We start from the raw sequence: 15,603 nt of genomic DNA on the forward strand, positions 1-15,603 counted from the left end.
GCGGGCGTCACGCGGCGGTGGCGGCGATGAGGGCGATGGCGCCGAGGGCGAGGCCGATGCCCGACGCCTGGACGGCGTTGAGCCGCTCCTTCAGCACCCAGCGGGCCAGCACCAGCGTGCTGGCCGGGTACAGGGACACGAGCACCGCCACCACGACGAGCAGCCCGCGCTGCGCCGCCAGCAGGTAGAGCACGTTGGCGGCCATGTCGAGCACGCCCGCGGTGACGATCGTGGGGAGCGAACCGCGCCCGGGGCGCAGCGTGCGCCCGGTGAGCAGGGCCAGCGCCCCGACCAGGGTGACCGAGGCGAGGCGCGCGCCGAACAGCGGCCACATGCCGGTGCCCTCGGGCACCTGCTTGAGCAGGACGAAGAACGCGCCGAAGCCCGCCCCCGCGGCCAGGGCCTGGACGACGGGCCCGAAGGCCATGCGCGCCCCGGCGGTGGTGGAGTCGCGGCCGACGAGGATCACCGCGCCGAGCGCGAGCGCCACCCCGCCGAGCGCGAGCGGCTCCGGCCGTTCGCCCATGGTGAGGCCGACGAGCACGGGAAGCGCCACGGACATGGTGGCGGTCGTGGGCGCGACCACCGACATCACGCCCCCGGCCAGCGCCCGGTAGAAGAAGATCAGCGCGAGGCCGCCGCAGAGCCCGGCGCCCATGCCCCAGGCCAGCCCGCCGAGGCTCGGCGCGCCCGGCAGGAGCGGGAGCAGCGGCAGCACGAAGAGCAGCCCGGCGATCTGGCTGACCAGCACGACGGCGAGGACCCGGGAGCGTCTGGTGGCGAGCCCGCCGAAGAAGTCGGCCATGCCGTAGACGACGGCACAGATGGTCGCCAGCAGTACCGCCGCCATCCCGGCTCACCCCCCAGTCCAATGCACTCTTAGTGCAATATATTAGGACTAATCTGGTGAACACAACGGACACTACACTGCACTCATGCCGGATCCGGAAACCGTCACCGCCGCGATCGCCAGCAACGTCCGAGCCCAGCGCGCCCACCGCGGCCTGACGCTGGACGCCCTGGCGGCCCGCTCGGGGGTGAGCCGCGGCATGCTCGTGCAGATCGAGCAGTGCCGCACCAACCCCAGCGTCTCCACCCTCACGCGCATCGCCGACGCCCTCGGGGTCACGGTCGCGCGCCTCGTCGAGGTCTCCGACACCCCGGTGGTCCGGGTCGTGCACGCCAGCGACGTCGTCACCCTGTGGCGCAGCGACAAGGGCGGCTCCGCGCGCCTCCTCGTCGGCTCCGACGCGCCCGCGATCCTGGAGCTGTGGGACTGGACCCTCGCGCCGGGGGAGCACCACGACGGCGACGCGCACCCCGCGGGCACCCGTGAGATGCTCACGGTCCTGGAGGGCGAGCTGACCCTGACGGTGTACGGCGGCGCGCACGTCGTCGGGAGGGACGAGGCCGTCCTGTTCAGCGCCGACCGGCCGCACCGCTACGCCAACGAGACCGAGGGGACGCTGCGGTTCATCATGGTCGTCACCGAGCCCCGCCAGATCCCCGACCACGTGCCGGGCGAGTAGGACCTCCCGCCCGTCCCCGTGCCGCGACCTTACGGACACATCACGTCTCGCTCACAACGGTGCGAGGGCATGTCCGATACGGGTACATCATCGGTGTGCAGGAGCTGAAGACTCATCCCCTCGGCCGGCTCCGCGGCCGCGTCCCCGTCCCGCCGATGGTCGCCCGGGGGGTGGACGGGTGACCGACCCTCGCGCGGCCATGGCCAAGCTGCGTGTCGAGCTCGCGGGGCTCGGAGTCGACGACGCGTACTCCGTGTGCGAGGAAGCCATGCTTTCTGTCTGGATTGGGCTGGTCGTCACGTACCGTGATGGCTTTTACCGTTGGCAGGAGGGTGTGGTGAAACGTCGCCATCTGGGTACGGATCCGGGTGGATGCGCCATTCGGGTGGCGCGTCGTTACGCGGAGTTGCGGGCCGACGTCCCTTCCTGGTGGGAAGAGCTCGCCAAGACTTTGCGGGGGGAAACGGCAGAAAAGTACCCGTAACCCCTGCCGCTGTCCGGGGGGAGCTTACGGTGGCTGGATTTCGCGCGGGGATATTGGTCTCGCTCCTTCCGCTCTCGCTCTCCCTCGCGACGGCGCTCGTCCTGTCAGGGTGCGGCGAGGTGGCCGCCCCGATCCGGAGGAACCAGAGAGATGACGTCGCCCCCGTCCGCACCTCACCCCCCGTCCGCCCGGCGGCGGACCCGGCCCTGCTGGCCTTCCGCGTGATCGCCCAGCAGCCCGGCTGGCCGGGATCCCGGCCCGTCGTCGCGCCGCAACGCCGCTCCATCCCCTGCGAGCGGGTCAAGTGCGTGGCGCTGACCTTCGACGACGGCCCCTTCGACTACACCGGCAGGCTGCTCGACATGCTCGCCGAGCACCACGCCAAGGCCACGTTCTTCGTGGTCGGCCAGATGGTCAACCCGTTCACCCAGGTCTACCTGCGCCGCATGGTCTCCGAGGGGCACGAGCTCGGCAACCACTCCTGGGACCATCCCTCGCTGCCCTCGCTGTCCTCCGAGGCCCTGCTCACCCAGCTCGAACGCACCCAGGACGCGGTCAGGAACGCCACCGGCGTGACCATGCGCCTCATGCGCCCGCCCTACGGGGCCACCGACGGCAAGGTCGCCGACGCCACCCGGCGCGCCGACCTCGCCCAGATCCTGTGGGACGTCGACACCCTCGACTGGCGCGACAAGGACAGCGGGGTCGTCGCCCGGCGCGCCGCGGACGCCAAGGCCGGCTCGGTGGTGCTGATGCACGACATCCACAAGACCACGGTCGACGCCGTGCCCAACCTGCTGCGCGACCTCGCGGCCAAGGGGTACACGTTCGTGACGGTCTCGGAGCTGTACGGCGACAAGAAGCTCGCCGCGGGCGGGAAGTACGCGGGCGAGGCCGGCGAGCAGGAGAAGAAGCGGCCCTGACGCCGGCCACGCCGCCGGAGAGGGTCAGCCGCGCTTGGACCTGGCGAGCGTGCGGGCGCGGCTCGCGGCGTCCAGCACGACCTTGCGCAGGCGGACGGTCTGCGGGGTGATCTCCACGCACTCGTCCTCGCGGCAGAACTCCAGCGCCTGCTCCAGCGAGAGCGAGCGCGGCGGGATGACCTTCTCGGTCTCCTCGCTCGTGGAGGACCGCATGTTCGTGAGCTTCTTCTCCTTGGTGATGTTCACATCCATGTCGTCGGCGCGGCTGTTCTCTCCGACGATCATGCCCTCGTACACCTCGGTGCCCGGCGAGACGAACAGCGTGCCGCGCTCCTGGAGGTTGAGCATCGCGAAGGCCGTGACCGCGCCCGCGCGGTCGGCGACCAGGGAGCCGCTGCTGCGGGTGCGCAGCTCGCCGAACCACGGCTCGTAGGCCTCGAAGACGTGGTGCACCAGGCCGGTGCCGCGCGTCTCGGTGAGGAACTCGGTGCGGAAGCCGATCAGCCCGCGGGCGGGCACCACGAACTCCATGCGGATCCAGCCGGTGCCGTGGTTGGTCATGTGCTCCATGCGGCCCTTACGGATGGCCAGGAGCTGGGTGATCGCGCCCAGGTACTCCTCGGGGGCGTCCACCGTCAGCCGCTCGACCGGCTCGTGCACCTTGCCGTCGATCTCGCGGGTGACGACCTGCGGCTTGCCGACGGTCAGCTCGTACCCCTCGCGGCGCATCTGCTCGACCAGGACGGCCAGTGCCAGCTCGCCGCGGCCCTGGACCTCCCAGGCGTCGGGACGGTCGGTCGGCAGCACGCGCAGCGACACGTTGCCGACCAGCTCCTTGTCCAGACGGTCCTTGACGAGACGTGCGGTGACCTTGCCGCCCTTGACCTTGCCCACCAGGGGGCTGGTGTTGGTGCCGATCGTCATCGAGATCGCCGGCTCGTCCACCGTGATCAGCGGCAGGGGACGCGGGTCGTCGGGGTCGGCCAGCGTCTCGCCGATCATGATGTCGGGAATTCCGGCGATGGCGATGATGTCGCCGGGCCCGGCCTCCTCGGCGGGCTTGCGCTCCAGGGCCTCGGTCATCAGCAGCTCGCTGACCTTGACCCGCTGGATGCTGCCGTCGGTGCGGCACCAGGCGACCTGCTGGCCCTTCTTGATCGTGCCCTGGTGGACGCGGCACAGGGCGATGCGGCCGAGGTAGCTGGAGGCGTCCAGGTTGGTGACGTGGGCCTGCAGCGGCGCGGACGGGTCGAACACCGGGGCCGGGATCGTCGAGGCGATCGTCTCGAACAGTGGCTCCAGGTCCTCGGAGTCGGGCATGCCGCCGTCCTGCGGGCGGGTCAGGCTGGCCCGGCCGGCCTTGGCGGAGGCGTAGACGATCGGGAAGTCGATCTGCTCCTCGGTGGCGTCGAGGTCCATGAACAGCTCGTACACCTCGTCCACGACCTCGGCGATGCGGGCGTCGGGACGGTCCACCTTGTTGATGCAGAGGATGACCGGCATCTTGGCGGTCAGCGCCTTGCGCAGCACGAAGCGCGTCTGGGGCAGCGGACCCTCGGAGGCGTCGACCAGCAGCACGACGCCGTCCACCATCGACAGGCCGCGCTCGACCTCGCCGCCGAAGTCGGCGTGGCCCGGGGTGTCGATGATGTTGAGGGTCATGCCGCCGTGCCGGACGGCGGTGTTCTTGGCGAGAATGGTGATGCCCTTCTCGCGCTCCAGGTCGTTGGAGTCCATGACCCGCTCGTCGACGTCCTGGTTGGCGCGGAAGGCTCCGGACTGCCAGAGCATGGCGTCCACCAGCGTGGTCTTGCCGTGGTCGACGTGCGCGATGATCGCGATGTTCCGCAGGTCGTCGCGGCTGTTCAAAGGCATGATGGAGTCTCGCTCTGGTTCGTGGGGGCCGACCGCGGACATCGCGGCCCATGCCATTTTAGGCGATCGCCCTTACCGCCACGCGCGCCTCCGTGCAAAGTCGGACAATTCCCGCAGATTTCACCAAGACCGGATCTCGCCGATGACCAGGCCGAATGCCGGTATCCGGACGTCCGGGAAGGCCGTGCCCCGGGTCAAGGAACCGAGCACGCTGGACTAACCCCTCCCCCCTCGGGAAGACAGCCAGCATGGTGGACGAAGGACAGACGCGATTCGCCGCCACCGAACAGGTGATGCAGCCGCTGATCCCGTTCGTGTGCAGACGGCACCTCGGAGAACGCTGCCGTCTCGCCGTATGGGCGCTGGTGGTCGCCGCTTTCGCGGCCGGGTTCGTCATGCCGATGTCGGCCAAGGCGGACGACGAGACGGCCGCGCGGCCCCTCGCGGCCCGGTCGGCCGCCTGCGGCGGGCACGACGCGCATAAGCTCGTGACATGCCCCTCGCCGCGGCCTTCCCCGCGACCCTGATGACCAAGGACGGTGTGCGGATCGACGCGGCGCACACCCCCTCGCGCGGCGACGCCGGCCTCGGCATCGTCCTCGCGCACGGCTTCACCGGCTCATGGCGCGAGACCACGACCCGGCGCATCGCCCACGTGCTCAGCGGCTACGGCGGCGTCGTCGCCTTCGACTTCCGCGGGCACGGCAGGTCGGGCGGCCTGTCCACGGTCGGCGACGCCGAGGTCCTGGACGTCGCCGCCGCCGTCGCCCACGCCCGGTCCATCGGCTACACGCGCGTCGTGACCGTCGGGTTCTCGATGGGCGCCGCCGTGGCCGTCCGCCACGCCGCCCTGCACGGCGGGACGGACGGCGTCGTCGCGGTGAGCGGCCCCGCCCGCTGGTACTACCGGGGCACGCGGCCGATGCGGCAGGTCCACTGGGCCATCGAGAAGGCCCCCGGACGGATGGCCGCCCGGCTGGTCAAACGCACCCGCATCCGCTCCATCCCCTGGAACCCCGTGCCGCTCGCCCCGCACGAGGCCGCCGGACGCGTCTCGCCGGCGCCCTTCCTGATCGTCCACGGCGACGCCGACACCTTCTTCCCCCTGGAACACGCCCACCAGCTCTACGAGGCCGCCCGCGAGCCCAAGGAACTGTGGATCGAGCCCGGGTACGGCCACGCCGAGTCCTCGGCGACGCCCGACCTGATCCGGCGCATCGGCCGCTGGATCTCCCACCTGCCCCGCCTCGCGGATCGCCCCCCATCCCCGGACCGCCGCGACGTTCCCGGCGCCGCCGAGGTCCCCGACGCCCCCGAGCGGACGGTGCCCGAGTGATCCTCGTTCTCAACTCCGGATCCTCATCGGTCAAGTACCAGCTCATCGACCTCGACGGCCCCACGCGCGTCCTCGTCGGCGGCAAGGTCGAACGCATCGGCGAGCACGGGTCCCCCGTCCCCGACCACGAGGCCGCGCTGCGGATCGTGGCCCACGAGGTCTCCCTGGACTCGCCCGAGCTCACCGCGATCGGCCACCGCGTCGTCCACGGCGGCCCCCTGTTCACCGGCCCCGTGCTCATCACCGACGACGTGGTCAAGCACATCGCGGAGGCCGTCCCGCTCGCCCCCCTCCACAACCCGGCCAACCTCGCCGGCATCGAGATCACGCGCAGGCTCAGGCCCGACCTCCCGCAGGTCGCCGTCTTCGACACCGCCTTCCACAGCACGATCCCGCCCGCCGCCCGCACCTACGCCATCGACCGCGAGATCGCCGAGCGCAACGGCGTGCGCCGGTACGGCTTCCACGGCACCTCCACGGCGTACGTCTCCCGCGTGGCCGCCGAGCTCGTCGGCCGCCCCGACAGCGCCAACGCGATCGTGCTGCACCTCGGCAACGGGGCCAGCGCCTCGGCCGTCTCCGCCGGGACGTGCGTGGACACCTCCATGGGCATGACCCCGCTGGAGGGCCTGGTCATGGGCACCCGCTCTGGCGACATCGACCCCGCCGTCATCTTCGTGCTGATCCGTTCGGGCATGTCCCCCGACGAGGTCGAGGCCATGCTGTTCCGGCACAGCGGCCTGCAAGGGCTGTGCGGCGAGAACGACATGCGGACGGTCATCGCCCGCGTCGAGGCAGGCGACCCGGACGCCGTCCTCGCCTACGACGTCTACTGCCACCGCCTGCGCAAGTACATCGGCGCCTACTGCGCCGTCCTCGGCCGGGTCGACGTGATCGCCTTCACCGGTGGCGTGGGAGAGAACTCCCCGCTGGTCAGGCAGAACGTCCTCTCCGGCCTCCACCCCCTCGGCATCCGCCTGGACCCCGTCCGCAACGCCTCCGCCTCCGGCACCCGCCTGATCTCCACCGACGACTCCGCCGTAGCGGTCGCCGTCATCCCCACCGACGAGGAACTGGAGATCGCCCTCGAAACTTCCGCCGTAGTGGCGCGAACCAAATCCCCATAAGTGTCGTCTACCTCCACGAGGAGGTATGAGATCCACGACGAGGGCTCCGGTTCAGGGCAGCGCTCGTCTGCGGGGGCGATCTCGCCTTCTCTCCCCCGCGGGCCATCGCCCAGCGGCGCCAAGCGCCCTGGGCGAGGCTCCGCCCGCCCGCTCGTCGGCGCCTCGACCAGGAAAAGGTCCTCGCCTCCGGCGGGCTATGCGCCGTCGTCGCCGTCGCGCAGGGAATGAATCATGCTCTGCAGGATCCGGAACGCGTCCGACTGCTCGGTCTCGGTCATGCCGGCCAGCATTCTGACCTCGACGGACCGGACCGCTACGGTCGCCTTCTCCAGGCTCCGCCGGCCGCGGGGCGTGAGCCGCGCGGGGAGAGCCTTCCCGACGGGCGCCTCCGCGGGCCTGGTCACGTAGCCCTCTCGTTCCAGGGTCTGGAGCAGCACGTTCATCGACTGCCGTGTGACGAACGCGCCGCGCGCGAGCTCGGAGTTCGACAAGCCCGGCCGTTGAGCCAGCAGCTCGAGGCAGGAGTAGTGCGTCACGCTCATCCCGAGTGGCCGCAACACCTCCTCCATGGCCGCGCGCAGGGCGCTCGAAGCCTCTTTCAGCAGGTAGCCCAGTGATTTGTCCAGGTCGATGCCGCGGCCGTTTTGACTCATGTCAGGATTCTGACATACGTTGGCCTGTGTCAGGAATCTGACACGAAGAGAAGGAGCATCACCATGCCCGCCACCGGCCCCGACTTCATCTCGCTCCAGGCGCGCGACCTCGACGCTTCGCAGGCGTTCTACGAGCGGTACCTCGGCCTCGTCCGCTCGCAGGCCGGACCTCCGCACGCCGTCGTCTTCGAGACGAAGCCGATCGCGTTCGCGCTCCGCGACGTCGTTCCCGGCACCGATCTCGCATCCGTCGCCCAGCCCGGCATCGGCGCCGCGATCTGGCTCCACGCCACCGACGTCCAGGCCATCCACGATGCTCTCGTCGCCGACGGTCACACCATCGTCTCCGCACCGATCGACGGCCCCTTCGGCCGGACATTCACCTTCGCCGACCCCGACGGCTACCAGGTCACCCTCCACGACCGCGCCTGACAGGCCGAACGCCACCGACGCTCACCGTTGGCGGGAGCCACCTGGGGAAGACGGCCCGAGCCGGAGGCGAGGACCTACTCTGGTGGGCCGCCTCCCCGCAAAAGCCGGGCGGTTCAGCCGAGGCGGGCGATGGACTTGTATTCCAGGTAGGACGACAGGCCCTCGGGGCCGAGTTCGCGGCCTATGCCGCTGGCCTTGAAGCCGCCGAAGGGGGTGGAGGGGTCCATGGTGTTCATCAGGTTGACGCCGTAGGTGCCGGTGCGGACGCGGCGGGCGATGTCCATGCCGTGGTCGGTGTCGGCGGTCCAGACCGAGCCGGACAGGCCGTAGTCGCTGTCGTTGGCGATGCGGACGGCGTCCTCCTCGTCGCGGTAGGGGATGACCGCCAGCACCGGGCCGAAGATCTCCTCGCGGGCGACGCGCATGTCGTTGGTGACCCCGGCGAAGACGGTGGGGGCGACGTACCAGCCGCGGTCACGGGGACGGTCGAGGCCGCCGACGACGGGCTTGGCGCCCTCCTCGATGCCGGACCTGATGTAGCCCTCGACGCGCTCCTGCTGTCGTCTGGCGACGAGCGGGCCGATGCCGGTGGCCGGGTCGGACGGGTCGCCCACCTGCTGGCCGGCCACCATGTCCGCGACGGCCTGCACGACCTCCTCGTAGCGGGAGGCGGAGGCGAGGATGCGGGTCTGGGCCACGCACGCCTGGCCGTTGTTCATCAGGGAGGCGATGGAGAGGAAGCCCATCGCGGCGTTGAGGTCGCAGTCGTCCAGGATGATCGCCGCCGACTTGCCGCCCAGTTCGAGGCTGCAGCGTTTGAGCCGCTCGCCGCAGATCGCCCCGATGCGGCGGCCCGCGGCGGTGGAGCCGGTGAAGGCGACCTTGTCGACGCCCGGGTGCGCCACCAGGTGCTCGCCGGCCTCCCGTCCCGCGGCCACGATGTTGACCACGCCCTCCGGGATCCCGGCCTCCCGGATCATCTCGGCGAGCGGGTAGGCGTCCAGCGGCGTCTCGGGCGCGGGTTTGATCACGATGGCGCATCCGGCGACGAGCGCGGGCGCGAGCTTGGTCATGATCACGAACTGGGGGACGTTCCACGGCACGACGGCGGCGACCACGCCGACGGGTTCGCGGCGCACGACGACCGGGCCGAAGACGCCGGGGCGCTCGTCCTCGACCGCGAACGTCGCGCCGAGCGCGCTGTAGTACTGCAGCATGCCGAGCGGCTGCGGGGCCTGGGCCAGCTGCGAGAACGTGATGGGGGAGCCCATCTCGCGGGTGATCAGCTCGGCCATCTCGGCCTGGCGCGCGGCGTACAGGCCGGCGAGCCTGCCGACCACCTCGGCGCGCTCGGCCATGGTCATCCTCGGCCAGGGGCCGTGGTCGAAGGCGTGACGGGCGGCCTCGACGGCGCGGTCCATGTCGGCGGGGGTGCCGTCGGGGACGCGGCCGACGATCTCCTCGGTGTGGGGGGAGATGACGTCGATCGTCCCGGTGCCCGCGGGGGCCACCCAGTCGCCCCCGATGAAAAGACGGTCGTGCTGGAGCATTCGGGCGTGCCTCCTTCGGTCGGACGGCCGGCTGGTCGCGAGTCCGGCGGCGCGACGGAGGCCGCGACGCCCGGACCCTTGTGACCGAATCATGTTCTGGCCGCGTTGGCAAGGCGCGGGGCCGGGGCGGTGGCAAGGCGGCGTGGGCGGCGCGATACGGTCGGGCCCGATTCCGGGGAAACCGAACTCCAGGATCTTCCCGAAGTGGTAGATAGTTCGCCAATGGTGTGTAGGTTCTTCCGATCGTGTGGCGCCCTGCAAGATCGGCTCCTAGAGTCTCGGGGTGTCCGGGAAGTGGGAGGGCTGATGAGATCAGGCCGTGTGGCGGGGCTGGCGGCCGCCCTGCTCGCGCTTCTCTCGGTGCTCGCCGTGCCGCGGGCCGAGGCCAAGCCGAACCCGCAGGCGCAGCTCGACAGGCTGACCAAGCAGGCCGCCGACCTCCAGAAGCGCTACCGGGGCGAGATCCAGAGCCTGGAGGACGCCCGCCGTGCCGTGCAGAAGGCCGGTGACCGCGTCAAGAAGCTCCGCGCCGACCTCGCCGCCGCCGAGGACCGGGTCGCGCAGTTCTACGCCGGCTCGTACATGACCGGCAACATCGACGGCGCCCGGGTGATCAGCTACAGCGGTGACCCGGACATGATCCTCAGCCAGGTCGCGACCGTCACCTACATCGCCGAGGAGAAGAACCAGCGGCTGGCCTACATCGGCAGGCTGATCGAGGAGCAGAAGGCCGCCAAGAAGCTCGCCGACCGGAAGGTCGCCGACCTCAGGGACGAGATCAAGGATCTCCAGGCGAAGAGACGCCAGGTCGACGAACTGCTGAAGAAGTTCGGCTTCCAGACCCCCGACGCCGGCAGCGGCCTCACCCCTCGCATGATCAGCGTACGGAACGTGATCATGCAGAGGTTCCCCATGCCGTTCAGCGTCGGCTGCCTGCGGGTGGGCGACCCGGGCGAGCACGGCAAGGGCCGGGCCTGCGACTTCATGATGAGCACGGGCGGCCGCATGCCCGACGCCGCCTCCCAGGCCAGGGGCGACGCCCTGGCCCAGTGGTGCATCGAGAACGGCCGCCAGATCGGCATCATGTACATCATCTGGCGACAGCGCTACTACGACATCCGCACCGGCGCGGGCTGGCGCCAGATGTCCGACCGCGGCGGCATCACCGCCAACCACTACGACCACGTGCACGTGTCGGTCTTCTGACCGGCGCCCCTGCGACCGCGCCACGGAAGAGCAGGGCGAGAACGAGCGCGACCGCGACCAGGACGCCGGCGGACCAGACGGGCCCCAGTGCGGCCGCTCCGGTGTTCAGTGCCGCGGCGGCGGCCACGGGGCCGATGACGGCGCCGGCGTTGAGCGCGGCGGTGGCGTAGGAGCCCGCCATGGTCGGCGCCCCCGCCGCCTCGTACAGCACGCGTGCGATCAGGGTGCTGCCCACGGCGAAGGAGAGCGCGCCCTGGGTGAACGCGAGGATCAGCAGCGCGCTCGGGCTCGGCGCCAGCAGGCCGAGCACGGCCCAGCCGCCGAGGAGCAGCGGGCCGCCGGCCGCGACGACGACGCCGGGCCGCCGGTCGGACAGCCGCCCGGCGACGGTGACCCCGGCGAAGGAACCGAGGCCGAACAGCACCAGCGCGACGGGGACCCACAACGGCTCCAGCCCGGCCACGTCGGTGACGACCGGGGCCAGGAACGTGAAGGCGCCGAACGTCGCCGCGTTGACCAGCGCGCCCAGCAGCAGGACCTGGACCAGTCGCGGACTTCGCAGCCGGGCGAGTTCCCCGCGCAGATCCGTGCCCGCCGCGTCCTCCGCTGATCGTCCGGCGCCGGCGGGAACGCCTCGTGCCACGCCGAGCGCCGACGGCAGGCACAGGAGCGCCACCAGCCAGAAGGTGGCGCGCCAGTCGAGCAGCGTCCCCAGCAGGGCGCCGCCGGGCACTCCCGCGACGGTGGCGACCGTGGTCCCCGCCAGCAGGACGGCCAGCGCCCGGCCTTTCCGGTCGGCGGGGACCAGGGCGGCGGCCGTGGTGAGCGCGACGGCGAGGAACCCGGCACAGGCGAGGGCCGCGATGACCCGGCCGGCGAGCAGGACCGCGAAACCGCCGGTGACGGCCCCGGCGACGTGTGCGGCCAGGAACAGCCCGAGGAACACGAGAAGCGCGGACCGCCGTGGCCATCGGCGCGCGACCGCCGCCATCAGCGGGGCGCCGACGGCCATCCCGACGGCGAAGGCCGGGGTGAGCAGTCCCGCCGTGGCGATCGGGACGCCGAGATCCGCGGCGATGTCCGGCAGCAGGCCGGCCAGCATGAACTCCGACGTGCCCATGGCGAACACCGCCACGGCCAGCGAATAGAGAGGCAGAGGCATCGAGAGGCTCCGAGGTGAGGAGAGATCAGATCAGACGTCTCGTCACCGCGCTCAGCGGCCCATCTCTACTGCCTGCCGGCCGCCACCATGCGGCAGGACAGGCCTGCTCAGTGATTCAGGGGGCTGACGGGGTGACCGAAAGCCCCCACCCTGGACGCCTCTGGGCTCGACATGCCGCCAACCTACTCGACCATCTCGGCACGCGCACTCCGGTTTTCCCTCACCTGCGCCTCCCGGCCCGCGCGGGCCGAGCCGGGAGGATCGGGGGTTCCGTCATGGAGTGGGGGAGGTGGTGATCCTGGTTCTGAGCCAGTGGTAGGAGGCTTTGGGGGTGCGTTTCTGGGTGGGGAAGTCGACGTGGACGAGGCCGAAGCGTTGGGTGTAGCCCTCGGCCCATTCGAAGTTGTCGAGGAGGGACCAGACGTAGTAGCCGCGTACGTCGACGCCTTCGGACATGGCGGCGCCGACGGCCTGGATGTGGGCGTCGAGGAAGGCGATGCGGTCCTGGTCGTCGATCACGCCGTCGGGGCCGGGGATGTCCGGTTGTGAGCAGCCGTTCTCGGTGACGTACACCGGGGGCAGGGCGTCGCCGTAGCGGGCCTTGAGGCCGGTGAGGAGCTCGCGCAGGCCGTCGGGCACCACCGGCCAGCCGAAGGCGGTGGTGGGGTGGCCGGTGATGCCGGCGTCCTCGAACGGGAGGCCCATGGGCTCGCCGGGGGCGCGGATCCGGGTGGGGTTGTAGTAGTTGACGCCGAGGCCGTCCAGGGGCTGGGCGATCACGGCGAGGTCGCCGTCGCGCACGGCCGGCATGGCGTCGACGCCGAACGCGGACAGGTCGGGGTAGCGGCCGAGCAGCACGGGGTCGTTGAAGAGCCGGTTGTGCAGGGTGTCGTAGGCGTCGGCGGCCCGCAGGTCGCCGGTGGAGGAGGACGCGGGACGGACGGGCGTGAGGTTGTTGGTCACCAGCACCCGCTGCGCGCCGTGCGCGCGCAGGGCCTGTGCCGCGAGGCCGTGGCCGAGGAGCTGGTGGTGGGCGACGGGCAGGGCGTCGAGGAAGAGCGTACGGCCGGGGGCGTGGGTGCCGAGGGCGTAGCCGAACACCATGTGGACGAAGGGTTCGTTCAGCGTGATCCAGATCGGCACGCGGTCGGCGAGGCGGGCGGCCACGACGCCGGCGTAGTCGGCCAGGCGGCTCGCGGTGTCGCGGGCGAGCCAGCCGCCCTCGTCCTCCAGAGCCTGGGGGAGGTCCCAGTGGAAGAGCGTGGCCGCCGGGACGATGCCCTGGGCGCACAGGCCGTCGACCAGCCGGTCATAGAAGTCGAGGCCCGCCTGGTTCACCGCGCCACGCCCGGCGGGGAGGATTCTCGGCCACGAAATGGAGAAACGATAGGAGTTCACCCCCAGGGCGGCCATGAGCATGACATCCTCTGACCAGCGGTGGTAATGGTCGCACGCCATATCACCGGTGTGGCCGTCCTTCACCTTGCCCGGCTCGTGGGCGAAGGTGTCCCAGATCGACAGGCCGCGGCCGTCGTCCGCCACGGCCCCCTCGATCTGGTATGACGCGGTTGCGGTGCCCCAGAGGAACATGATGGCCTCCTTGTGAGGAGCGTGGGCGAGGGTTCGGGCGGCGCCCTCACCCGTGCGGCCGAAGACGCGCCCGGCAGTTATGAATACTGCTCATGTTATGTGGGTCACCTCGATACGGAGGGATGATGGGGGAATGACGAACGTCTCGGCGGGGACGCTCCGCCGGCGCCCGGCTCAGCGCCGCAGCGTGGAGCGGGTCGAGCGCATGCTCGACGAGTGCGCCCGCCTGCTCGACGAGGTGGGGTACGACGGTCTGACGACCAAGGAGGTCGCCCGCAGGGCGGAGGTGCCGATCGGCACGTTCTACCAGTTCTTCCCCGACAAACAGGGGCTCGTGCGGGCGCTGGCGCTGCGCAACCTGGACGCCTTCCTCTCCCGCCTGACCTCGCGGCTCGGCGAGGCGGAGGTCTCCGACTGGACCGGGGCGGTCGACCTGGCCGTGGACGAGTTCGTGGACATGAAGCGCACCATTCCCGGCTTCGCGATCATGGACTTCGGCGAGATCCTGCCGACCCCGGCGGGGCCGCCGCTCAAGGGCACCGACCGCCTGCTGGACTCGACGCTGGAGAACAACGTCATCGTCGCCGACCGCCTGCGGTCGCTGACCATCGAGCTGCTCGGCGCCCCGACGGGGCCGGCCCTGGACCGCGCGCTCATCGTGGCCGTGGAGGCCGCGGACGCCGTGCTGAAGCTCGCCTTCCGCGCCCACCCGGGCGGCGACCCCGACCTCATCGCCGAGTGCAAACGGCTGGTCCGCACCTACCTCGCCGACCACCTGCCGGCCCGCTGACCGGTGTCAGGCCAGCGAGGGGTCGTCCAGGCGGCCGAGCAGGTCCTGGTCCAGCTTGACCTCGCGGGCCCCGAGCATCTCGTCGAGCTGCGTGAGCGAGCTGACGCCGACGATCGGGACGATGTCCTGCGCCAGCAGCCAGGCGATCACCACCTGGTTCGGCGTGGCGCCGATCTCGCCGGCCACCTCGCGCAGCGCGGCCAGCCGCCGCGTCGTCCCCGGGTGGTCGTACTGCGCGGGGATCGGACGGTCCGCGCGGGTGTAGGCGCCGGAGAGCAGCGTGGAGTAGGTCCACAGCCGCAGCCCCTCGGCGCGCACGTAGCCGAGCGTCTCCTCGCCGACCTGCACGTGCGCGGACTCGTTCAGCCGCGCGCCGGGCCGGGGGCGCAGGTAGGAGTGCCGGAGCTGCACGTGCGTGTACGGCGCGAGGCCCGACGACAGCGCGAGGCCGCGCGCCCGCTCGATCCGCCACGCCGGGTGGTTGGACGCGCCGACGTGCCGCGCCTTGCCCTCGGCGACCAGCTCGCCGAAGACGCGGGCCTGCTCCTCCAGCGGCGTCGCGTGGTCCTCGATGTGGGCCCAGTAGACGTCCACGTGGTCGGTGCCGAGCCTGCGCAGGCTGGCCTCGGCCGCCGCGCGGACGGCCGCGGGCGACAGCCCTTCGGCCGAGTCCAGGGTGCGCGCGCCGGGCACGGTGGGGCGGGCGCCGCACTTGGTGCTCACGATCATGCGGTCGCGGGCGCCACGGGAGGCGAGCCACCTGCCGATCGTGGTCTCGCTCTCGTCGCCGGTGCCGCCGTCGACCCAGAACGTGTAGTTGTCGGCCGTGTCCAGGACGGTGCCGCCGGCCTCGGCGAACCGGTCCAGGATGGCGAACGACGCCGCCTCGTCGAGGGTCGTGCCGAAGGGGATGGTGCCAAGTGCGATCTCGGTCATGGCGGACACC

At 71.3% G+C, this 15,603-nt stretch carries 16 protein-coding genes; 9 read left to right on the forward strand and 7 right to left on the reverse strand.

What is annotated here, in order from left to right:
• Positions 1-7 precede the first annotated feature (7 nt).
• Complete coding sequence (locus BJ981_RS17900; protein ID WP_184612463.1) at positions 8-850, reverse strand: EamA family transporter; 843 nt, start codon at positions 848-850, stop codon at positions 8-10.
• A gap of 85 nt (positions 851-935) precedes the next feature.
• On the opposite strand from BJ981_RS17900, the gene BJ981_RS17905 reads away from it, so the two are divergent.
• From BJ981_RS17905 to BJ981_RS17915, 3 genes are all read left to right on the forward strand, one after another.
• Positions 936-1,529, forward strand: coding sequence for a helix-turn-helix domain-containing protein (locus tag BJ981_RS17905; RefSeq protein ID WP_184612464.1), 594 nt, complete (start codon positions 936-938; stop codon positions 1,527-1,529).
• A gap of 178 nt (positions 1,530-1,707) precedes the next feature.
• A complete protein-coding gene (locus tag BJ981_RS17910; protein WP_184612465.1) occupies positions 1,708-2,013 on the forward strand; it encodes a hypothetical protein in 306 nt (101 codons plus the stop codon).
• A 29-nt stretch (positions 2,014-2,042) separates the two neighbouring features.
• Positions 2,043-2,936, forward strand: a complete 894-nt coding sequence (locus tag BJ981_RS17915) for a polysaccharide deacetylase family protein (protein WP_239139211.1) — start codon at positions 2,043-2,045, stop codon at positions 2,934-2,936.
• A 24-nt stretch (positions 2,937-2,960) separates the two neighbouring features.
• On the opposite strand, the gene typA is transcribed toward BJ981_RS17915, so the two are convergent.
• Positions 2,961-4,811 carry a translational GTPase TypA gene (typA, locus tag BJ981_RS17920; protein WP_184612467.1) on the reverse strand — a complete coding sequence of 617 codons (1,851 nt, stop codon included), beginning with the start codon at positions 4,809-4,811 and terminating at the stop codon, positions 2,961-2,963.
• Between the two features lie 248 nt (positions 4,812-5,059).
• On the opposite strand from typA, the gene BJ981_RS17925 reads away from it, so the two are divergent.
• Genes BJ981_RS17925 through BJ981_RS17935 form a run of 3 tightly spaced genes read left to right on the forward strand, consistent with a single transcriptional unit; the run spans position 5,060 to position 7,274 of the window.
• Positions 5,060-5,338 carry a hypothetical protein gene (locus BJ981_RS17925; RefSeq protein WP_184612468.1) on the forward strand — a complete coding sequence of 93 codons (279 nt, stop codon included), beginning with the start codon at positions 5,060-5,062 and terminating at the stop codon, positions 5,336-5,338.
• Positions 5,305-6,147, forward strand: a complete 843-nt coding sequence (locus tag BJ981_RS17930) for an alpha/beta hydrolase (RefSeq protein ID WP_184612469.1) — start codon at positions 5,305-5,307, stop codon at positions 6,145-6,147. Before BJ981_RS17925 ends, BJ981_RS17930 begins: the two co-directional genes overlap by 34 nt.
• Positions 6,144-7,274, forward strand: coding sequence for an acetate/propionate family kinase (locus tag BJ981_RS17935; protein WP_184612470.1), 1,131 nt, complete (start codon positions 6,144-6,146; stop codon positions 7,272-7,274). Before BJ981_RS17930 ends, BJ981_RS17935 begins: the two co-directional genes overlap by 4 nt.
• 194 nt (positions 7,275-7,468) lie before the next feature.
• Here the strand turns inward: BJ981_RS17935 and BJ981_RS17940 are convergent, their stop codons facing one another.
• Complete coding sequence (locus tag BJ981_RS17940; protein WP_184612471.1) at positions 7,469-7,927, reverse strand: MarR family winged helix-turn-helix transcriptional regulator; 459 nt, start codon at positions 7,925-7,927, stop codon at positions 7,469-7,471.
• A 63-nt stretch (positions 7,928-7,990) separates the two neighbouring features.
• Here BJ981_RS17940 and BJ981_RS17945 point away from each other — a divergent pair, with 63 nt between their 5' ends.
• Positions 7,991-8,359, forward strand: coding sequence for a VOC family protein (locus tag BJ981_RS17945; protein WP_184612472.1), 369 nt, complete (start codon positions 7,991-7,993; stop codon positions 8,357-8,359).
• 113 nt (positions 8,360-8,472) lie between these two features.
• Here the strand turns inward: BJ981_RS17945 and BJ981_RS17950 are convergent, their stop codons facing one another.
• Entirely contained in the window at positions 8,473-9,909 is a 1,437-nt protein-coding gene (locus BJ981_RS17950; RefSeq protein ID WP_184612473.1) for an aldehyde dehydrogenase, read from the reverse strand.
• 306 nt (positions 9,910-10,215) lie between these two features.
• On the opposite strand from BJ981_RS17950, the gene BJ981_RS17955 reads away from it, so the two are divergent.
• Entirely contained in the window at positions 10,216-11,115 is a 900-nt protein-coding gene (locus BJ981_RS17955) for a coiled-coil domain-containing protein (RefSeq protein WP_184612474.1), read from the forward strand.
• On the opposite strand, the gene BJ981_RS17960 is transcribed toward BJ981_RS17955, so the two are convergent.
• Complete coding sequence (locus tag BJ981_RS17960; protein ID WP_184612475.1) at positions 11,072-12,277, reverse strand: Cmx/CmrA family chloramphenicol efflux MFS transporter; 1,206 nt, start codon at positions 12,275-12,277, stop codon at positions 11,072-11,074. The two genes, BJ981_RS17955 and BJ981_RS17960, sit on opposite strands and share 44 nt — an antisense overlap.
• Positions 12,278-12,550: 273 nt before the next feature.
• On the reverse strand, positions 12,551-13,867 hold the full coding sequence (locus BJ981_RS17965; RefSeq protein ID WP_184612476.1) for a GH1 family beta-glucosidase: 1,317 nt from the start codon (positions 13,865-13,867) through the stop codon (positions 12,551-12,553).
• Between the two features lie 133 nt (positions 13,868-14,000).
• On the opposite strand from BJ981_RS17965, the gene BJ981_RS17970 reads away from it, so the two are divergent.
• Positions 14,001-14,657 carry a TetR/AcrR family transcriptional regulator gene (locus BJ981_RS17970; protein WP_184612477.1) on the forward strand — a complete coding sequence of 219 codons (657 nt, stop codon included), beginning with the start codon at positions 14,001-14,003 and terminating at the stop codon, positions 14,655-14,657.
• Between the two features lie 6 nt (positions 14,658-14,663).
• Here BJ981_RS17970 and BJ981_RS17975 read toward each other — a convergent pair whose 3' ends face one another.
• Positions 14,664-15,593 (reverse strand): aldo/keto reductase, encoded by a 930-nt coding sequence (locus tag BJ981_RS17975; protein WP_184612478.1) that lies wholly within the window; start codon positions 15,591-15,593, stop codon positions 14,664-14,666.
• Positions 15,594-15,603 lie beyond the last annotated feature (10 nt).

The organism is Sphaerisporangium krabiense (genome assembly GCF_014200435.1).
Taxonomy (GTDB): Bacteria; Actinomycetota; Actinomycetes; order Streptosporangiales; family Streptosporangiaceae; genus Sphaerisporangium; species Sphaerisporangium krabiense.